The 19,378-nt window shown below is 69.0% G+C and carries 20 protein-coding genes; all 20 read right to left on the bottom strand.

Annotated elements, in window-relative coordinates; genetic code table 11:
- Positions 1-29: 29 nt before the first annotated feature.
- Positions 30-584 carry a hypothetical protein gene (locus tag SSMG_RS41645; protein WP_009086492.1) on the bottom strand — a complete coding sequence of 185 codons (555 nt, stop codon included), beginning with the start codon at positions 582-584 and terminating at the stop codon, positions 30-32.
- Positions 585-1,175: 591 nt separating this feature from the next.
- Entirely contained in the window at positions 1,176-1,667 is a 492-nt protein-coding gene (locus tag SSMG_RS41640) for a hypothetical protein (protein ID WP_009086490.1), read from the bottom strand.
- Between the two features lie 88 nt (positions 1,668-1,755).
- Entirely contained in the window at positions 1,756-3,510 is a 1,755-nt protein-coding gene (locus SSMG_RS45880; RefSeq protein WP_037719327.1) for a hypothetical protein, read from the bottom strand.
- Positions 3,511-3,653: 143 nt separating this feature from the next.
- Positions 3,654-4,865, bottom strand: coding sequence for a hypothetical protein (locus SSMG_RS41630; RefSeq protein ID WP_009086486.1), 1,212 nt, complete (start codon positions 4,863-4,865; stop codon positions 3,654-3,656).
- Positions 4,862-5,347, bottom strand: a complete 486-nt coding sequence (locus SSMG_RS41625) for a hypothetical protein (RefSeq protein ID WP_009086484.1) — start codon at positions 5,345-5,347, stop codon at positions 4,862-4,864. The genes SSMG_RS41630 and SSMG_RS41625 overlap by 4 nt, the downstream gene beginning before the upstream one ends.
- An 86-nt stretch (positions 5,348-5,433) precedes the next feature.
- Positions 5,434-6,366 carry a hypothetical protein gene (locus SSMG_RS41620; protein WP_037719325.1) on the bottom strand — a complete coding sequence of 311 codons (933 nt, stop codon included), beginning with the start codon at positions 6,364-6,366 and terminating at the stop codon, positions 5,434-5,436.
- Between the two features lie 259 nt (positions 6,367-6,625).
- Positions 6,626-7,099 (bottom strand): hypothetical protein, encoded by a 474-nt coding sequence (locus tag SSMG_RS41615; protein ID WP_009086479.1) that lies wholly within the window; start codon positions 7,097-7,099, stop codon positions 6,626-6,628.
- Between the two features lie 318 nt (positions 7,100-7,417).
- Positions 7,418-8,317, bottom strand: a complete 900-nt coding sequence (locus SSMG_RS41610) for a hypothetical protein (protein ID WP_009086478.1) — start codon at positions 8,315-8,317, stop codon at positions 7,418-7,420.
- 339 nt (positions 8,318-8,656) lie between these two features.
- Positions 8,657-8,950, bottom strand: a complete 294-nt coding sequence (locus tag SSMG_RS41605) for a hypothetical protein (protein WP_009086476.1) — start codon at positions 8,948-8,950, stop codon at positions 8,657-8,659.
- Positions 8,951-9,067: 117 nt separating this feature from the next.
- Complete coding sequence (locus SSMG_RS41600; RefSeq protein ID WP_037719319.1) at positions 9,068-9,343, bottom strand: hypothetical protein; 276 nt, start codon at positions 9,341-9,343, stop codon at positions 9,068-9,070.
- 259 nt (positions 9,344-9,602) lie between these two features.
- A complete protein-coding gene (locus SSMG_RS41595; protein WP_009086471.1) occupies positions 9,603-10,754 on the bottom strand; it encodes a DnaJ domain-containing protein in 1,152 nt (383 codons plus the stop codon).
- A 151-nt stretch (positions 10,755-10,905) separates the two neighbouring features.
- The gene (locus SSMG_RS41590; protein ID WP_158688172.1) at positions 10,906-11,706 is read right to left on the bottom strand and encodes a hypothetical protein; all 801 of its coding nucleotides are present in this window, start codon (positions 11,704-11,706) and stop codon (positions 10,906-10,908) included.
- A gap of 196 nt (positions 11,707-11,902) precedes the next feature.
- Positions 11,903-12,391 carry a hypothetical protein gene (locus SSMG_RS41585; RefSeq protein WP_009086467.1) on the bottom strand — a complete coding sequence of 163 codons (489 nt, stop codon included), beginning with the start codon at positions 12,389-12,391 and terminating at the stop codon, positions 11,903-11,905.
- Between the two features lie 81 nt (positions 12,392-12,472).
- On the bottom strand, positions 12,473-12,988 hold the full coding sequence (locus SSMG_RS41580; protein WP_009086465.1) for a hypothetical protein: 516 nt from the start codon (positions 12,986-12,988) through the stop codon (positions 12,473-12,475).
- Positions 12,989-13,097: 109 nt separating this feature from the next.
- A complete protein-coding gene (locus SSMG_RS41575) occupies positions 13,098-14,063 on the bottom strand; it encodes a hypothetical protein (protein WP_037719316.1) in 966 nt (321 codons plus the stop codon).
- Between the two features lie 269 nt (positions 14,064-14,332).
- A complete protein-coding gene (locus tag SSMG_RS41570) occupies positions 14,333-14,665 on the bottom strand; it encodes a hypothetical protein (protein ID WP_009086462.1) in 333 nt (110 codons plus the stop codon).
- 72 nt (positions 14,666-14,737) lie between these two features.
- Positions 14,738-15,142, bottom strand: a complete 405-nt coding sequence (locus SSMG_RS45875) for a hypothetical protein (protein ID WP_158688171.1) — start codon at positions 15,140-15,142, stop codon at positions 14,738-14,740.
- Between the two features lie 59 nt (positions 15,143-15,201).
- Positions 15,202-16,245, bottom strand: coding sequence for a hypothetical protein (locus SSMG_RS41560; RefSeq protein ID WP_100267209.1), 1,044 nt, complete (start codon positions 16,243-16,245; stop codon positions 15,202-15,204).
- A 181-nt stretch (positions 16,246-16,426) separates the two neighbouring features.
- Positions 16,427-17,308, bottom strand: coding sequence for a hypothetical protein (locus SSMG_RS41555; protein WP_037719312.1), 882 nt, complete (start codon positions 17,306-17,308; stop codon positions 16,427-16,429).
- Positions 17,309-17,518: 210 nt separating this feature from the next.
- Complete coding sequence (locus SSMG_RS41550) at positions 17,519-19,126, bottom strand: DNA cytosine methyltransferase (RefSeq protein WP_037719310.1); 1,608 nt, start codon at positions 19,124-19,126, stop codon at positions 17,519-17,521.
- Between the last annotated feature and the right edge of the window lie 252 nt (positions 19,127-19,378).

The following is a 19,378-nucleotide window of genomic DNA, read 5'->3' as shown; positions in this document are numbered from 1 at the left end:
CCGGGGACGACCCCGTCTGCGTGGTGCGGTCAAGCGGAACGGCGGAGGGCGCGGGGCAGTCCTCGGCGGGAGTTCGCGAGGGCCCTGCGCTCGGACAGGGCGTCGTGCTCCCCGTCCCACCGGCGCATCAGGTCGGCGAAGTCGGCTGCGTCCTCGGCGAAGCCGATCGCACCGTTTTCCCAGGCGCGGCGCAGCATGTTCTCGACGTGGCGGGCGGTGTTGTGGTCGTGGATTCCGTTGTGGCTGATCCGGTCGTCGATATCGAATTCCCGCAGCGCCACGGGCTGGCCGAGCAGCTCGCCGAGCAGCGCGTGCGTTTCCTGCAAGCGGACTTCGGTTCCGGGGCAGCAGCGACCGGGGTAGACGCTCGCGACGCTCGGGGCGCACTGGCTGCACGGGGTGAAGAAGTCGGAGTCGGCGAGCCAGACCACTTCGAACGGGCGCCGCTGGAAGTCTGCCTCGCCGGGGAACCGCTCGACGTACATCGCCCACACCGTGCGGGTGTTTCGTGGCAGTTCCGGATACGCGGCGTTGAACAGCTCGCTGGCGTTCGAGGCAGAGGTATAGGAAAGCGGGATGCGCATCGTTGCTCCTGTGCTGAATGAGTTCAATCTGTTGGGCCGAATTCCGGTTTGTCATTCCGGTCCGTGCCACTTCCACAACCGTATCGGCGATTTGGGGCGGCAACAGCGGTCTCAGTGCCCTTCTTGAATTCATGCGCTTTTTCGGGAACGGCTCCCGTTTCCGCCTCGGGAGAAGGGGCGGCAGAGATCCGCTGAGGGCACGGCAGCACTCGGCGGTGCAGCGAAGGACGCAGGCCAGCAGAATCGGGGAGGTGCCGTTGAGCGGCGGCGGGGCCGTCCCCTTGCCCGAATCCCGGCCAGGGCAAGGCTTCATCAGTCGGGCCCTGCGTGGCCGTCGGCCGGGGCGACCTGATCGGCTCCGGGGTTGCCCGACCGTCCCGCCGAACGACGGGCGCGCGATGGCCTGCGGCGGCTCGGCGACGGTGCGGCCGGGCATGCGCGAAGCCGTTCTCGGGCAGGGAATCGGAGCATGGACAGCTCGCCCGACCCGGGCCGACAGGGGCCGGCCCGGGTGGTGAGCCGCATTCGCAATGGCGGACGCCGGGCCTCGGATACCCGGATGCGCGGCCCAGGCCGCTCACGCCCTCGGTGCTACCTGTCCTGATTGGACGGGCGACCGTCCCACAGCCAGTTCTCGACCTGCTCTGTGACGTACCTGTAGTCAACGCCTTCGACGTCGGCGGTCTCGGCTGTGTCCAGACCGCCGAGCGAGTAGTCCAGGCACGCGTCGACCCAGTTGAGGACGGTGTCGGGCAGTTGGCCCGACTCGATCCACCGCGCAATGTCCCGCTTGGCTGCTTCCACGATCCGGTCGAGCCGCTCGACCGGGAGAGTCAGGTCGGACACGGCTGTCTCGCCCCGGTATTCGGTGTCCGCCCACTGAATGTCGTCGCCGTTGGCGGCTTCGACCCAGCCGCGCGGGCCTCCGCTGCGGACCTTCTCCACGTCCCCTTCGGTGTAACCCATGGCGAGGAGGTCTTCGATCATGTCCCCGCGAGACGGGAAGTCGTCGGTTATCCAGACCACCCCGTCGTCCGGATCTTGCTTGTTCTGGATGGCCTCGGTGATGTACAGCTTGAACATTCTCGCTCCCTCTGGCGGTTTCTTCGGGCGGGACAGACCTGCCGGTGCTCGGCGTCCGGGCTCGGACGCCGAGCACCGACGGACGCGATCAACCTCCTGAACCGCAGAAGTCGCCGGTGCAGGGGTAGACGTCGGCCAGCAGGATCCGGCCGGTGTCGCCGTACGGCCGCCAGGCTGTCGCCTTCCCGAATCCCAGCCCGTGCAGCGCTTCGTCGGCTTTCTCCTCCATCGCGACCGGCCCGGGGCCGACGAGATCGCCGCCGGTGTCGTCGAGAACGACGACCGGGCCGCCGAGCGACCAGCGGGCGACAAGCCGCGGCGGCGCGGCGACGGTGCGGCTGGGCATGCGGGAGGTCTCGTTCATCCACGGCAGGCCCATGGCGCGGTCGCGGTCGGCTGCGGGCTGCGCGGCCAGCGCGAGCCACCTCGACCGGCTGAACGTCGGCTCGCCGTGGGCGTCGCAGGGGGCGCTGAACAAGCCGAGGTCGCGGACGTAGGTGTGCACCTCGCCGGGTTCGCTGTCCCGGGGCGCGTCGTAGACGGTGAACGCGACTTCGGGGGCGGCCTTCATCAGCGCGTGGGCGAAATCGCGGGCCATGCGGTAGGCCTCGGGGTGGGCCTTGAACCACATCCCGACGTGCAGGACGTCGGCGGCGCCGTCGCCGTCGTAGAGGTAGCTGTATTCGCGCAACGCGGCGAGAACGGCGCGCACCCTGCGCGGCGGGCAGTCGTGAATCGCGGCGGCGGCATGGGTCGTTTCGGTCATGGCAGGTCGTCTCCTGGGCATCGGTGCGCGGGCGATCGCGGGGGAAGAGAAGGGGAGCGCGCGGCGTCGGCCTTGTTTGCGGGCCGGGCGCGGAAGACCGTGCGCGCAGGCGTCAGCGGGGCATGGCGAGCCGACGCCTGCGCGGTGGACGGCGGGGTTCGGCCTAGACGCGGATGGCCAGTTGTCCGCTCCAGAGATGCATGGCGATCGCGCTGATCGCTTCTGTGCCGCGTGTTCACGGCGCGACCGGCTCTGGAGAGCGTCGGCCGGGACGGGGAAAGCCCCGACGACGACCCTGGCGCCCGGGATGTCCAGCCGTTGCGCTGCGCGTTTCGCGCGGGCCTCGGAGCAACAGTCGCCGACCGGCGCGGTCGCGGTGTGGCGGCAGCGCGAGCGGTCGGCCTCGCCGCTCGGATCGACGCCGAGCACCTCCGGCCGCCGGTATGCGTACCCGGGCTTCGCGGTGGCGGTGGCGATCCACAGCATCGTTCCGGAGCGGGCCGCGAGTTCGGGGATCACCGAGCGGGCAGTCATCGCGAGCGGGCGAGATTTCCTGCCGTCGTAGCAGTCCCATTCGGTGCCGTCGGTGCGCTTGACGCGGAGCCCACTGGCGGTGATCGCGATGCGCACGGCGCCGAACACGGTCGTGACGCGCACGGTCCCGGTCAGGACGTCGGCACGGGCGTTGTGCCCGGTCTCGCGCAAGGCTGCCGCCAGGCCGAGGGTCCGCCACCGCACGGCCAGCTTGGTGACTCGCACGTGCTCGATCAACCCGCCTTCGTCGTACGCGTCGTCGGCGCTGTCCAGCAGCTCGTCGGCGCGCAGGTCCAGGACGTCGATCCAGTCCAGCACGCACCGGCAGAACTTGTCGGGGTCGGGCTCGGTGCGGTCCCGGCCGCGGCCGAGGCAGCGCGGGCAGTGCTTCACCGCGTACGTCCGGTGCGCGTCCGCGACCGGCACCAGGTCGGCCGCGCTGAAGTCGTTGACGACCTCGTCGCACAGCGAGTCACACGGCTCGCCGGGTTCGGCGCCGCAGGTGCAGGAGCGCGTGCTGGGGTCGTCCTCGTGCTCAACCATCGGGTGTCTCCTCAATTGAATGCGTTCAATCTGTCGCTGCTGTTCCCGGGGCGTCACCCCCGGCCTCGGCCGCTGCCCTTACTCTATTCCACAAAACGACTGTCGCGACCGTCCGCGAACACCTGAAAAGAATTCGCGCGCATTTATGCGTCGACCAGCTTCGGCTGGGTGAAGGCGTGCCATTTCTCCTCGAACCCGGGACGTTTCTTGTCGTCGGTCCCGGCTTCGCTGACGACGTAGAAGCGCTCGGTCATCGGGTAGCGCTCGACGGCGGGGTACCGGCGCAGCCAGGCGCGTTCGATGCCCTCCTTCCCGGTCCGTTCGATGCCGACGCGGTGGTCGCGGGCCAGCTCGGCGAGTACCTCGCGGGCTTCTCCGTACTCGCCGGTCGTGGCCACGGTCTTGACGCTGCGCCACGGGCTTCCCTTGAGGCGGGGGTTGCGGCCCTTGCCGTCCTTGCGGGCGTCGATGCCGCGGCGGACCTCGTAGACCGACCATGCGGGCACGGTCTTTTCCCATTCGTCGTACAGGTCGGCGACCTCGTGCAGGTTCTCCCGGTACGCCACTTCGTGCGCGCCGATCGACCCGAACAGCAGCATGCGCGGGTTGAGCGCGAGGCCGTGCCGGGCGACGGCCAGGGCCTGCGCGCCGGCGCCGGGCTCGGCCCGCCACCGGGCGACCAGCTCGGCGCGGCCGGCCTTGGCAAATTGGAACGGGCACCAGAGGCAGCAAGAACGAGGAAACCGGAATCCGAGCGCTTCTTCCAGCATCGCGTCGCACGCCTGCCGGTCGTAGTCCCACGTGATCAGCGGGTACTCGGGATTGCGGGAATTGGTGCCGTAGGTCGAATCGCGCAAGGCTCTCGCCTGCTCGTCGGCCGAGAACCCGATGACGTGCCGGAAATCGGGAGCGAGGCGACCGGCGGCGATCTCGTCGGCCATGAAGGCGTCCAACTGGTCGCCTTTCGCGCGGGCCGAGCAGATCCGTCTGCCGTGGGCGACCTGCGGCACGGTCCCGGCGCGCAGCAGCTCGTCCGACAGCCGCCAGTGGTTGCCGCGCATGAACATCCGCCGGGGAGCGGTCGAGTCGTCCAAAATTTCGTAACCGGCCGATTTGGACTGCCCAGCTCGCGCGATTTGCACGTAGCGCAACCCGACCTCGCGGAACCACGGCAGCACGACCCGGTTCATGGCGCTCTCCGTCGCCTCGTACTCGTTGCCGGTCATCGAGGTCACCGCCAGGCACCGCGACCAGTCGAAGTCACGCGCCCCGGGGACCGTCATGTACTCGTGGATGATCTTGACGCTGTCCAGCCCCATGCCGAAGCTGATGCACACGGTCGCGGGACGGGTCACTCCTGCTCACCGCCGAGCGGCTTGTCTTCGAAGCCGTGCGCGGCGAACCACTCGGCGAGGTACTGGCTCACGTCCACGGCGGGCCACCGGCCGTCCGGCTCCGCCATCCTCGTCGTGATCTCGCGCCACAGCGCCCGCACCTCGGCGGCTGCCGCGCTGTCGTCGTCGGCCAGGCGCGGCGGTGCGGCGGCGCACTGCGGGGCCGGGTCCTCGGCGAGCGCGAAGGACCAGTGGTTGGCCGCGTCCAGCACCGCGGTGGCGGTCGGGGCGGCGCAGTCCGGCGCCGCGTCGCGGAGGAGCTCTTCGAGTTCGGTCTCGCCGAGTTCGGCCAGCAAGTAGGTGATCTGCGCTTCGAGCCCGCCGTTGTTGATGGCGCTGGCGGGGAGACTGTGCAGGTCGTGGACGACGTCGTTGAGGTCGAGCGGGTCCAGGTCGAGTTCGGCGGCCAGCGCGAGCAGGTTCTGCAGGGGCGTTTCGGGCATGACGGTCTTCCTTTGCGGAGTGGCTTTCGGGGACGTCGCGGGCCGGGCGGGCCCGGCCCGCGACGGATCTGGTCGAGCGGGGATGCTCAGACCGTCGGAGAGGCCCAGAGCAGGTCGGTGACGGGCAGCGCCTGCACGAGGGTCGCGGCGGCGAGGCGAACGTCTCCGCCGAAGGCGTCGGCGACCTGGCGCAGGGTCAAGCCGCGCTTGGCCAGAGCCAGCGGCCAGAACTTGACGTGCATGCGGAGGTCGTCGGCGACCCCGTACATTTCCCCGCCGCCCAGGAGTTTGACCATTCCTGCGGCCAGTCCGTGCACGCTGGCGATGGCGCTGCGCCAGGTATCTGCCCCGATCTCTCCGGGCCGGTCGCCGAAGCCGAAAAAGCCGTTTCCGGGAATTGGAAGGCCGAGGATGGCGGGGACCGTGTGCCAGTCGGCGATCGATTCGAGCGGCCGGTAGCGGCCTTCGACCAAGCCGCGCGAGTACTCGCGCACAGCGCGGCGGGCTTGCGGGGTCCAACCGTCGACGGTCGTGGTGAGCAGTCCGTGGATTCCCGGCGGGACCCGGGACGTGACGCTGTCCTCGCCGCGCAGGCTCAGCGCGGGCGGCAGGACGGTCATGTCCGCGACGTAGTGCACGGACACGCGGTCCTCCCTCGTCCAGCCGGGCAGAAGGTCCGGCGCCCGGTGCCGCAGCACCTCCTCGAACACCTCACCGGCTCGCGCGACCGCGCCGTCGGCATCGGCCCGGCCGGTGGAGGCATTGCGGCGCCACAGGTCGTCCTCGCCCGCCCGCACGCGGAGGACCAGGCAGGTCCCTTCGGATCCGTCGACAGCCTCCGCCAGCAGCGAGGTCGCGGTCGGGAACTCCGCGCGCAGCAGCGCGTACGCGTGCTGAAGGGTCCAATGGACGTGTTCCTTGATCGCGTGCTCGACCGCGTCGAGTGCGAGGTCCGAACGCCGGTCCAACTCGTCGGCGGGCTCGTGCCCGCGGCAGGCGGGATCGTTGGTGGAAGCCATAAGAAGACAGCGCCTTTCGATATCGTGAATGCGTTCAATCTGTTGCGGCGAAACGGGCGTCACCCTCGTTCTGCCGACACCACAACTCTATACAGTCTGCGCGTTTCAGCAGAGCGAACGGAACCTTCTTTTTATTTTCACGATCATTTTACGGGGAACCGTCGCGCAATTCCGGAGCGGCGAAACGGCCGGTGGAGCGGATCGTGGCCGGGCTCCCTGCGCAGGGAGCCCGGCCACGGGCAGGAGTGGAGGACGGCTGTCAGGACAGGTACGCCAGGACCAGCCACTGCGGCCGGTCCTGGCGCGGGGTGATGCCCAGCGCGGCGAGCGCGGCCGCGAGCCGCCGGTTCCGGAGTTCGAGGTCGGCCGGGTCGAACAGTTCGGCGGGGTTCAGCGGCATCGAATCGCCTTCCTCGACCGAGACGCTGCTCGTCGCGAGTGCGTAGGAAGTGTCGTTCGGGTCGCCGTGCCTGACGATGTGCACGTCGAGTGATTTTTCCGCTGCTTTTCTGCGGTCGTGGTAACCGTCGGCGTGCTGGTCGGTTTCGGTGAATCCCGCCAGTGCGGCGAGCAGGCGTCCGGTTGCCTCTTCGACGAAGTTGTCTTTGTCGCCGTCGATGTCGTGCCAGGCAATGGCCGGATGGCCGTGGTCGTCGGTCTCTTCGACTTTCCAGCCTCGTTCGTCGCCGCCGAGGTCGTAGCCGTAGGCCAGGATGGCGTCTGCGGTGTCCATCGGTTCCTCCTGTGGTCGGTGTGTTCGGTGCTGCGGGTCAGCGGGACCGAGGCCGGGCTAGAGGTGCGCTGCGGTCAGCCCCGCTGGCCAGGAGCAGCCAGCGCGGCCGACCGTGGAGCGGACTCAGACCCAGCACGGTCGAGCGGGCGGGTCCTCGCGCAGCCTCGCGGCGCCCGTAGCGAGCGGCCGGTGGGCGGCCGCGTCGCGGGTTCCCTCCGGGGATGGGTCGTGGGGACGTGGCGGGCCGGGAATGGCCCGGCCCGCCACGGATCAGGTCGGAGCGGGGATGCTCAGACCGTGGGCGAGGCCCGGCTCAGGTCACCGCGCAGCGAACGGGTGGAGGACGGCCGCGGCGAGCCGGACGTCGCCGTCGAAAGCGAGGGAGACCTCGCGAAGGCTCACGCCGTGCGCGCGCAGAGACGCTTGGCCGAATCGGACGCGGGCGCGGAGGTCGTCGGGGGTCCCGTAGCTCTCCGGGGTGCCCCAGCACTTGACCACGCCTGCGGCCAGGCTGTGCACGACGGTGATGCCGCTGCGCCAGTCTTCGACGCCGAGCTCGCCGCCATCGCCGTAGCCGAGAAAGCCTTCTTGCGGGACGGGGTGGCCCAGCTGCTCGGGAACCGTCGCCCACTTGGCGATGGAGTCCAGCGGCCGGTAGCGCCCTTCGACCAGGCCGCGCGAGTACTCCTGCACGGCACGGCGGGTTTCCTGGCTCCATCCCTCGGACGTCTCGGCGAGCAGCCCGCGAATCCCCGGCGCGACCTCGGACGCCGGGCCGTGGTCGCAGCTCGTGTTGAGCGCGGGCGGAAGGGCGGTCAGGTCCGCGACGTAGAATCCGGCCTTGCGGTCCTGCGTGCTCCACCCGGGCAGACGGTGCGGAAGCTGGTGCCGCACCGCGTCTTCGAACAGCACACCGAGGTCGAGGACCATGTTGTCCGCGTCGTCCCGGCCGGTCCTGTCTTCGCTGCGCCACAGGTCTGCTTCGCCCGCGCGCACGCGCAGGACCCGGCAGGCTCCGTCGGACCCGTCGATCGCCTCGACCAGCAGAGAGGTCGCGGCGGGAAACTCCGCTCGCAGCAACGCGTAGGCATGCTGCAGAGTCCAGTGGACGTATTCCTCGACCGCGCGCCGGACTGCGCCGTGCGCGAGAAGGGCACGCTCACCGAGCACCGCGACGGACTCCAGCGGGCGGCAGGCGACGATATCTGGTGAATTCACGGAACGGTTTCCTTCGATTTCGTGGACAGGTTCAATCTGTTGCGGAGAAACGGGGGGGTCATTCCCGCTCTGCCGACACCTCGTACTCTACATTCGATCGCGCAGAACAATGGGCTTCCGTGCACGGCCAATGCAACTGGGAACAAATTTTCTGCATCCCGGACGGGGTGCAATCCTCGGGCCGCTTCGCCCCGGTCGCGGGCGGATGCGCGGCGGTTGCGGTCCGGACGAACGAGAGGGGCGTGCGCAGTCTGCGTCCCTGCGGGGAACGCGAAGCGGGCCGGCGCCACATTGCGGCGCCGGCCCGGGGGACGAACGCGGTAACGCTGGCTTCGCCTGCTACATGTGGATGCCGCCGATGACGTCGTAGGCTTGGACGACTTTGGCTCCCGGGCTGACGTCGCCGATGCGGTTGACGACCTTTCCGGGCCGCGACGAGCGCCGGGCCGGGGCACCGTTCCCGGTCTGGGCGGTGTCGGCGGCGGGCTGGTCCTGGAAGCGCTCGCGCAGCGCCTTCATCGCCTGGGCAGCCGCCTGTCGGCCGCCGGAGTCGTTGACCGCGGCGGCGATGCCCAGAGCCTCTACCGCCAGGGCAATTTCGGAGTCGGACAGTTCCACAGTTGTGGTTGGCATTGCGGTTTCCCCCTTCTCGATGTACGGATCATTTTGCTATGGCCACACGGCTCGGCGCCGGGCCGGAGAGGGCAGCGCCGTTCGGGCTTCCTGCCGCACCGCCTGGGGCGCGGATCGTCACTCCAGCACCGCCTTCGTCAGGGAGTACAGGTCGCGGGTGAACACCGGCGGCATCTTGCCCTCGAACTCGGGCGTCACGTGCGGGTGCACGCCACCGTCGCCGTATGCCTCGATGAAGTCGTTGACCCGGTGTGCGGCGCTCACCGGGTCCGGCAGGTGGTCGGTGTATTCGTCGATTCCGGGCGGGTGATCGGGCGACTGCTCGAACTCGTCGGGGTCGTCGGGCTGCACGGGCAGGATTGCGTGAGCCGTCGGGCTGGACGGGTTGGTCATCGGTTTCTCCACTGGTTGTGCGACGGAATTCTGCGGGGCCGATTCGGGTCGCGCGAGGTGTCGCTCTGCCCGCCGACACCACACACGTTACGGACAATTCCGCGAACCGGACGATTGCCCGGCCCGACTGTTCCGGACAAAAGCAGATTCTCTGCTCTTATTTTCGAGAATCGCCGGTTCGTTTCCGGGACACGGAACTGTGCGGGAAACGGCCCGCGCGGGCAGGTGGCGTCCGCGACGCGGCCTGCCCGCGCCGGTGTCAGAACGGGGTGTTTTCGCGGTCGTAGCGGGCACGGGCCACGGGATCGCTGAGGACCTTGTACGCCTCCGCGACCTGTGCGAAGTCGTCCCTCGCGGCGGCGTGCTGCCGGGCGCTGGCGGTCGGGTCGAGGTCCGGGCGCAGCGAGCGGACGCGGGCGCGGTAGACGGCGTCGACCTCCGGGGGTTTCACGGCGCGGTTCTGGGGAAGGCCCAGCCGCTCGTAGAGATTCGGCAGGCGCCCGGCGGGTTCGGCGGCGGGCGCGGCGCCGAACGGATCCGCGACGGCCAGGGCGACCAGGCGGACGTCGCCGCCGAACGCCTCGGAAACCTCGCGCAGGCGGACGCCGTTCCGCGCCAGAGAGCTCTGGAAGATCGGCACGATATGGTCCAGGGAATCGGCCGGGCCGTAGCCTTCGCCGGTTTCCCATACCTCGATCGCGCCCATGGCGAGGCCGTGCACGTAGGCGATGCCCTCCGTCCAGTGCGAGGCGGTGAGCGTGGCGTACTCGGCGCGGTAGGCGGGGGCCACGGTGGGGGCCAGCGCAGCGGGCACCGCTTCCCGCTCGGCGCTCTCGTCGAGTGGCAGGTAGCGGGCTTCGACCAGGCCGCGGCAGTACTCGCGGGCGGCGAGGGCGACCTGCCACGGCCACGAGTCCACGGTTTCCTGCACCACTCGGGAGATCCCGGTGGGGAGGCTGTCCTGCTGGTCCTGGGCGGGCACGGTCGGTACGGCGGTCAGGTCGAGCACATAGTGCCCGGGCTCGGCGGACTTCGGCGACCAGCCGGGCAGGGTTTTCGGCGGGTGGTACTGGAGCGCGTTGTCGATCTGCCAGCTGACGTCCTCGACGGCCTCGTCGGTCGCGTTCGGGGCGTCGGTCGCGGACGCGGCCTCGGCGGCGGTCCACAGCGGGTCTGCCCCGGCGTTCACGCTGACGATCCAGGCGCTGAGGGTGCGCCGCAGTCCGGTGTCCACGACCGCCGAGGTGGCGGCGGGGAACTGCTCACGCAGCGCCGCGTAGGCGTGCTGGAGGATCCAGTGGGCGCGTTCGACGGCGGCCTGCTCGACCGCCTCCTGCGCGGCGGTCGCTCGTCGTTCCAATTCGGACAGATGCTCGGAGGTTGTCCAGGAACGAGGGGTGGTCGGAGGCATGAGAAAATAACCTTTCGGGATTCGCGGATGTGTTCAATCTGGCGAGGCAGAGCGGGGCGTCACCCCCGCTCCGCCGACATCACCTACCGTACGGTCACGCCCGCGAGAAAAAACGAATCCGGGCGGGCTTTTCCATTCCGGATCAGTTTTCTTACTCGGTCCCTGGCGCTCGGTTCTTCTTCGCCGCGCGGCGTTCGTTCTCTTGTGCTTGCCATTCGCTGAACCGGCGGCCGTCCAGGAGTTTCAAGAATTTCGGGATCCGGTTCGCGGACATTCCCACCGGTGCCTCGCCGAGCACGGCGAGGCGGTCGTCGCCGAGTTGCGAATGCCACCCGGCCGCCGCGATGGCTTCCTCGGAGGGGAAGACGTCGGCCATCCGGTCGGTCTTCGGGTCGAGGTCGGCGTCCTGGGTTCCGCCGAGAGAGAAGGTCCACAGGAAATTCGGCGGCGGGTCGGGGGCGACGAGCCGTCGGAAGCGGTCGAGTTCCTTGGTGTAGGCGTAGAAGTGGCTGTCGGGGCGGGCGCGCATGATCCGCATCCACCGCAGCGTGTAGTCGTCGGAAAAGAAGTCGCCGGCGTCGTGCACGCGGATCCATTTCCCGTGAAAGCGCCGCGCGCCGAGTTCGGCTATCATCGCATCTTCGAAGCCATCCGGGTCGTCGAGCACGAAGCGCAGGTTCGCTTGGTGCTTGCCGCGCACTTGCGGCCACAGATAAGCGCCGGAACGTGCGTAGCAGACTTTGCTGCAAATGCCCGCGCTCGGGCACGTATTGTAGGTAGTGCCGTCGTCGAATCGACCGGCCCAGGCAGGAATGGTCCAATTCCACACGCCGATTTCTTTGAGCTGGCTGTTCTGGGTCAAGAGCCGCGCCGGGCGCTGCGCGCGACCTGGTTCATCGCTCACGGGATTTCGCCTTCCGAACTGCTGGATTGGTTCAATCTGTCGCGACATCCGAGGCGTCACCCTCGTCTGCCGACACCACCAACCTAGACAATCCGCGCAGACCCACGGCGCGAACGGGACCATTATTTTGTTTTTGTGGGCATTTTTCCGGGGATTTTCGGCGCGGATTCCGAGTCTCGACAACGCGGCCCCGGGCCGGGCTCCGCGGTGCGGGCCCTGCCCGGGGCGGGTGCGGTCGCGCCGGTCAGCTGCCGTAGGCGAGCAGGAGCCAGCGCGGGCGGTCCTCTAGCGGGGTGAGGCCGAGCGCGCCGAGCGCGTCCGCGAGTCGGCGGTCCCGCCGCGTGAGGTCGGCCGGGTCGGACAGTTCGGCGGGGTTCACCGGCGTCGCGTCGCCGGCCTGCACGTCGATGGTGGTCGTCGCCAGGGCGTAGCAGGTGGAGTACCGGTCGCCGTGCATGACGAACTCCACGCCGAGGGACTTCTCCGCTGCTTTTTTGCGGTCGCGGTACCCGTCGGCATGCCGGTCGGTTTCGGTGAATCCGCCCAGCGTGGCGAGCAGGCGCCGCTCCGCCGCTTCGATGATGTCCTCGTCCTCGTCCTCGTCTTCGGTTTCGGGGTCGTACCAGGGGACCTTGGGCTGTTCGTAGTCCTCGGCCTGCTCGACTTTCCAGCCGTCTTCGCCGCCGCCGAGGTCGTAGCCGTAGGCGAGAGTGGCGCTTGCGGTGTCTCCCATGGTGGTTCTCCTTCTGTGATCGGCGTGTTCGGTGATCCGGCGCAGCGCGCCCCGGAACGCGGGCGGGGCTGCGGCTCGGGGTCAGCCCCAGCAGGCCAGGAGCAGCCAGCGCGGCCGTTCCTGGAGCGGGGTGAGGTCCAGCGCGGTCATCGCGTCCGCGAGTCGGCGGTCCGAACGCTCGAGGTCGGCCCCCTCGGCAGCCAAGGCGGCGGGCTCCACCACGGCAGGGGTCTGTTCGATCGCGCAGGACGACCGCGCCGTGAGCGCGTACGAGGGCTGGGCCTCGCTGCCGTACTGGATGATCGCGAGGCCGAGGATCTCTTGCATTGCCTCGTCGATGAAAAGCCCGTCGGGGTAGAGCTGGGCGATGAAGGGCTCGCGGACGCTCCACATGCCTTTGACGTCGAGCCCGGCCAGCTTCTCGAGCAAGCGCCACTCGGCCTGAACGAGGAAATCGTCGTCCTCGCCGTGGTCCGCCTCGTACCATTCTGCGGCCAGCCGGTTTTTCTCGTCGGCTTCCTGCACCCGCCAGCCGTGTTTCTGCCCGCCGAGGTCGTAGCCGTAGGCGAGATAGGCAAATCCGATGTCTCGTCGCATGCGGTTCTCCCGTGATCGTGCGGGGCGGCGTGGGATTGCCTGCGCCCGAAATTCGCTGTCCCGTGTCGCCGGTCTATTTGCGGCGGCGTGCGGCAACTCCGAAGCGAGGTCAGTGCTGCAGCGAGTCGGCGGGGGCAGGACTCGTCTCCAGTTCGGCGAGGACAGAGTTGGCGGCCGTGCACACCTGGTCGACGTGGAAACGGGCCGCCTCAGCGAGCGCCGTGTTCTCGTCGGCGGGGAAGTCCAGTTCGGACCATCCGGAGGTGATCCCGACCAGGCGCTGGTCGCCGTGCTTGTTGTGCAGGACCACGCGGTATCCGGCGCTGTCGCTGTCGTCATCGCCGATGACCTGCAGGTCGATGCGGGGGTCACCGGTCAGCACGTGCTGGGCGAGAGCGTCGCAGACAAGCACCGATAGGTCGTCGCCAGGTGCTTCGGCCGCGCGGTCGGGAAGCCTGCCCTCCCAGTCCTCAGGGCGGCTGACCCACTGCGTCAAGGCGGCTTCGTCGACGGCGAACGGGATCGGATCGTCTTGTGCCACGACGAATGCGGGCGAAGTGTGCGCGGGCGGGAGGGGAACCGGGTGCCAGTGCACTTCCTCAGCGGAGACCAGGTTGCAGCACGCGTGGACGTGGTAGACGGGATTGAGCCCGGCCGCCGTGCCTTCCTGGACGCATTCTTCGTGGATGGCTGCGGTGAAGTCCGCGATCTCGCCGTTGTCGTCCCGGATCAGGTAGATCCCCGCCCCGTCTGCTGTGCGCGCGATCAGATAGCGGTAGCCCTGGTCGGCGAGCCGCGTGGCGGCAGGGCCGGGAAGGGAGGCCAGCACCGCGGCGACCGCAGGTTCCTTGGCCACGGCACCGCACTGGTCGCATCGCTCGTCGATGCCGACCATGGCTCCGCATTTCCAGCACCGGTCCCTCAGTCCTGCCGCGATTGCGAGTTCGTCGAGCCACGGCAGGTGGCGGCCGTCTGCTGCGGCGTAGAGCCGCTGCAGGACTTCGTCGGGGGTGATGGTCTGCGATGTTCCGATGTCGTCGCCCTCGGCGCGGACGGCGTTGGCGGTGTCTCCCATTGTTTCTCCTTCTGTGGTCGGTGCGTCCGGTGCTGCGGGACGGGCCGCTCCGGCGGCCGTGTGTGGGGTCGGGCTCCGCGGGGGCCGCCGGAGTAGTGCGTGAGCAGCCACTGCGGTCGGTCCTGCAGCGGAGTCAGGCCGAGTGCGTTATCGCGGCGCCGAGCTGGCGATCGCGGGGATCGAGTTCGCTGCGGTCGGTTGGTGCGTGTGAAAGCCGCAGCGATGGCGCACGCGCGGATTTCCCGCGCCTGCGCCAAAGCGGCTTGCGACTATCTCGTTTTGCTCCGGTACGTAGCGTCGTCGGCAACCGTGATGGTCACGGCCGCGAGGAACCCCGATGCGTCAACGGTCACGCCGTCGGGCAGCTGGTCCAGCCGAATGTATCCGCCGACCGCGATGCCCATTTGCTTCAGGACACCTCTGAGGGCACGCGGGAAAAGGTCGCTGTTCGCGAGTCCGCGCAATGTTGCATGGCTTCGGAACTCGGACATCGCGCAATGCCGAATGCCGATTTCGGGCACCTTGATGCGCGTGTAGTCACACGTCCCGTCAACGTTGTACAGCGTCTCGGGTTTCGCGCGAAACTTGATAGTTGCTGGCATAGCTTTCCTTTCGTCCGCGTTGGTCTAGCTGCCATGGCGAACGCGCGGGCTTCCCGCGCGCCACAGAGGCGCCTAGGCCACGTTCTCGACCGTGTGAAGGCCGTCGCTGTCGAGTGACACGCGCATATCCAGATCTCGGCATGTATCGCACTCATTGATATGGGCCACGACCTCGTCCGGTGTGGCGTCGGGGATTCCGTCGTTCAAGTGGGCGGATGTCTCGAACTTGAGAAACAGGTCGTCACACTCGATCGGCCCCCACCAGTGAACATCGCCGTGTGCCCACAACGATTTCTCATTCACGCTATTCTCTCCCGCCGCGTATTTCGAGATGCCGGTTCCCGACCGGCTTACGCCACCTAATCTATAGCTTGCGGAATTGTCCCGGAGATCGAATCGGTTCCCAATTTTTTCTGTGTGCGTTTTCGCCGGGTTTTCGGTGCGTCCGGGATTTCCGGGTGAGGAAACCGTGGTCACGGGCTGTGCTCGGGGGTGCGGAGCCCGGCCCGTGGCCACGGGGCATGCCAGCGGCGGGGTCAGCCGCATCCGGTGCAGGACAGACTGGCCGGGTCTGCGGTGTGGGAGGTGCTGCCCGGGCGGCGTCCTGGCCGGTCGAGGCGGGTGCGGACGCGGGCGGCGAGCGCGTCGAACTCGGGGTTTTGTTCGTCGAGGACGACGCCCGGTTCCGGGCCGCCGGGCGCGGCCGCGAGTTCCAGCACCCGCGACATCGGCAGCTCGAGTTTGAACCGGTGGCCGGTGCGTTGCTCGACTTCGTGGTAGAGGGCAGCCAGTCGCGGTCGTCGGCGGGCGGCGAGGACGCATTCGCGGCGGCTGCCCAGCACACACAGGGAGCAGGACAGGCGGCGGGCTCCGGCCCGGTCGCCGCGGCCGGGCGCGCTGTCGTACCACCAGTGGTAGGGCACGCCGCTGTCGAGGATCGTCCGCCACACCTGCGCGGTGCTGTAGTCGTGCACCGGGAGGTGCTCGTCGACGTGGCGCTGGCCGTTGGAGGCGGTGCACCGGTAGGTCGGCCTGCCCGCGCGCCGGGGGCTTTCCTCGGCACGGATGCCGAGGACGTTGAGGATGCGCACCGGGCGGTCGAGGCTGCCGCGCAGGGCGCGGACCAGCGGGGTGAGCGCGGCGGAGATCTTGGAGGTCTTCAGGTCGCTGGTGCACCAGCGGCGGGCGGCGTCGGGGAACTTCCCGGTCATCGCGACCATTTCGAGGAGGGTTTGGTCCCGCCAGGTCTCGCCGTCGCGGACGGTGCGGCGGGTCTCGATGTGCCGGTCAGGACGCAGTCCGTAGGCGGCGGCCTGCTGAGCGACGAGTTCCCGGTTGCTCGGGTAGTAACGGCCCTCGAAAAACGCGCCGGGGGCTTCCATCAGTCCGAGGTCGGCGTGCACGGTCCACACGCGGTCGCCGACACCGGCGGCGCGGGCCCGGGCGAGGGTGACGTCGAGCGCGGCGTGGGCGTCCTTGCCGGACATCCCGATCAGGATCAGGTCGTAGTCGGACAGGTCCGGCTCGTCGGCGGGCGTGATCGTGCGCCGGACGGGGTCGAGCAGGGAGAGCTGGGGCATGGAACGGATCTCCTTCGGCCAACAGGGTGTGACGGCGGGGCGGGGGAGGCTGCTCGCGTGGGCGAGGCATGGCATTCCGGCCGTGTGCGTCGCGGCTGCCTGCGGTGTCCCGCCGGGGCGACGACGGCGAGCGCGGCCCGGCGCGGGCCGGGCTCCGGAGAGGGAGCCCGGCCCCGTCGGGCTAGCAGTTCGCGAGGAAGACGCGTCCGCGCGCGCGGGTGGCGCGCACGAACGCGGCGGCTGCGGCCAGGACGTCGCCGCGGTAGGCGCGAGCGAACGCGGACACCGTCGTCCCGGTGTCGGCGAACAGCTGCTCGGGCATTCGCACGGGCTCGCTCGGGGTGCGCTTCTCGCCGAAGGTCGCTCCGGCCGTCGGGTCGTAGATCAAACCGTCGGCCAGGCCGTGCACGAGGCCGATGCCCAGCCGCCACGCCCGGTGGCCGATGGTGGCCTGCGCGCCAGACCGGACGGCTAGCGGACCGAAGGGGCGTTCCCAGCCTTGGTCGGTGCTCAGTTCGACGGTGAATTCGGCGGGGCAGCCGAGCGCGGCGGCGAGCGGCTCGTGGGGGAGCGAATCGGCAACGGGCTCGACCTGGCCGGAGACCAGCCCGGCCGCGTAGATCGCGGCGGCCCGGTGCTGCGGCTGCTCCTGCATGTCCAGGTATCGCGCGAGCGCGACTTCCGCGCCGGTCAACGGTCCCTTGGGCAGATAGCGGCGCACGCCCTCGGCCACCTTGTCCGCACAGGACTCGCGGTGCCCGAGCAGATTCGCGATCAGGGTTTCGCGGTCGCCGGGGCTGAGCACGACGAGCCCGGTCCCGAGGGAAGCCTCCAGTTCGGGGTGGGTGACCACGCCGAACTGCAGCATGGTGGTGCTCCGGCGCGCGAACCGGACATCGCGGATCACCGAGTCGCCCGGGGATTCGGCGCCGTGCCCGTCCGTGTCGTTCTGGACCCCGCTGAGGCCGAGCAGGGTCACGGGAACGCTGCCGGGCACCACCGCGGCGTCTGCGGGGTCGGGACGCTCGTCCATCGTGGACGAGACGAAGTCGAGCACGGTCATCGCAAAGGGCCTTTCTGCTGGATTGTTCAATCTGTCGCCGGAGATTTCCGGGGTGTCACTCCCGTTCGCTCCGACACCTATAAAACTTACGCGAAGCTGGTGCCGCATAGGGGGTTTTCCGTCACCCTGGAATTGTTCGTGTGCATTTTTTCGGGGACGGAAAGGAAGTCGGGGGCGGCCGGGGTTTCCGGCCGCCCCCGGGGAGGCGGGTTACGCGGCGAGGTCGTACACCGGGTAGCCCAGGGATTCGCCGACACGGCCGTAGAGCCACTCGGCAGCGGGGGGAGTGACCGCATTCCCGAGCTGTTTGGCCTTGGCGCGGCGGCTGCCGGTCATCTCGTAGTCCTCGCGGAACGCCATGGCGGCTTGGATCTCGTGCGGTTCGAGCATCCGGAAGGTGCAGTCCTCGACGGCGACCCTCGAACGCATCTCGTGTCCGACGATGCTCTGGTGGCCGCCGGTGGTCAGCGTGCGGGCCGGTTCGGAGACCGGCGAGCACATCTGGCCGTCGCGGGCGCCTCGGGTTCCGTTGTGGCGGACCAGCATGTGGTGGAAGCCGTTGGCGCAGAACGCCGCGAGCGGGTGGTCGACGGGCCGGACCTCGCGCTTGCTGCCGCCGCCGCGCAGGGTGGCCACGAACGCGATGCCGTAGCGGTCGCGGGTGGTGAGAGTGCCGACCGGCTGGCTGGCCGGGGTCGCGCTGGTGGCGGTGCCGTAGTAGGGCACCAGCAGCGCGGTCTCGGCGCGGGTGGTCATCGTGCGCATCGGCCAGCCCACCGGCGCCGCCTGCTTGCCGTCGCGCCCTTCGGTCGGGACGAGCATCGCGCCGTCGGGCATGCCGAGCAGGCCCTCGGTGTCGCGGGTGGTTCGGGTCCGCATCGGGTCGGTGACCGGCATCGGGTCGTTGTTCCAGGTGCCCCCGGCGGGGACGAGCTGGTCCACGGCGAACCTGTCGAGGCCGAGCCGGATGCGGGCCATGGTCGCGGGCTTGAGGGGCTTGTCCCGGTCCCCGATGCGCTGGCCGGGCATCGACCAGTCGATCGCGGCCGCGGCGGGGGAGACCAGCGGGGCCACCTCGACGCCGCGGCAGGACCGTTTGGGGCAGCGGTAGTAGTACTGCTTGCCGAAGCGTCCCCACCGCTCCTCCGGCCACGCCTTCGTGCGCGGCTTGAAGGTCTGCACGCCCTCCACGACCTCGTCGCACGAGCCGCAGTACGACTGCGGGCGCAACTGCAAGTCCGGAGCGTTGTTCCCGGCGAGCCAGAACACGACGTAGATCCGGTCCCGCGACTGCGGCGCGCGGCCGGTCACCACGCCCGGGAAGTGCATGCTGTTGGCGTAGACGACGTGGTGCTTGTAGCCCATGGCGTGCATCGCGGAGATCCACGCCTTCCACATCACCCAGTGGACGGCCTCGACGACGTTTTCGACGATGACCGCTTTGTATTTGTGGAATTCCGTGAACCGGACGACGTCCCACATCGTCGCCCTCGACCGTTCGGCGGCCTCGATCGGCAGCGTCTCGCCGAACATGTCCGGCTGCAGCATGTCCTGCTGCAACGACCGTTTCACGCCCTTGGCGCCCGAGTGGTTCGTGCACTCCGGCGAGGCCCAGAGCAGATCCGTGGTGGCGAAAAAGCGAGGATTGACCTGGGAGATATTGACGATGGTGTGGATGGTGTCCGGGAAATTGGCGGCGTGGGTCTCGATCGCCTGCTCCCAGTGATTCGCCGCGTACACGGTCTTCAGCCAGGGATGCACCGCACCGCCTTGCGCTTCGCCACCGGCGCCGCAGAAAAGATCGGTCGAACTGAGCACAGAGGTACTCGCTTTCGCATAGAGCTGGATGAATTCAATCTGTTTCCGCTCGGCCGGGCGTCACCCCGGCCTCACATGAACAAGACTAAACGAATTCCTGCTATGCGTGACGAAAATGCGTCGAAACAATCGAATTGAATGCGGATTTTCGGGAGAGAAAGAAATGCGGTCGCGGGCTGCTGTCGGGCTTGCCGCCCGACCTGCGTCGGCCGGCGGGGTTCTCGGCCGTTCCGCGGCTTCCGTGCTAACCTG

Origin of the sequence: Streptomyces sp. AA4 (assembly GCF_000158875.1) — a bacterium.
Lineage (GTDB): Bacteria > Actinomycetota > Actinomycetes > Mycobacteriales > Pseudonocardiaceae > Amycolatopsis.
The sequence above is the reverse complement of the archived record's forward strand: the minus strand, read 5'-3'. Positions and strand labels throughout refer to the sequence as shown.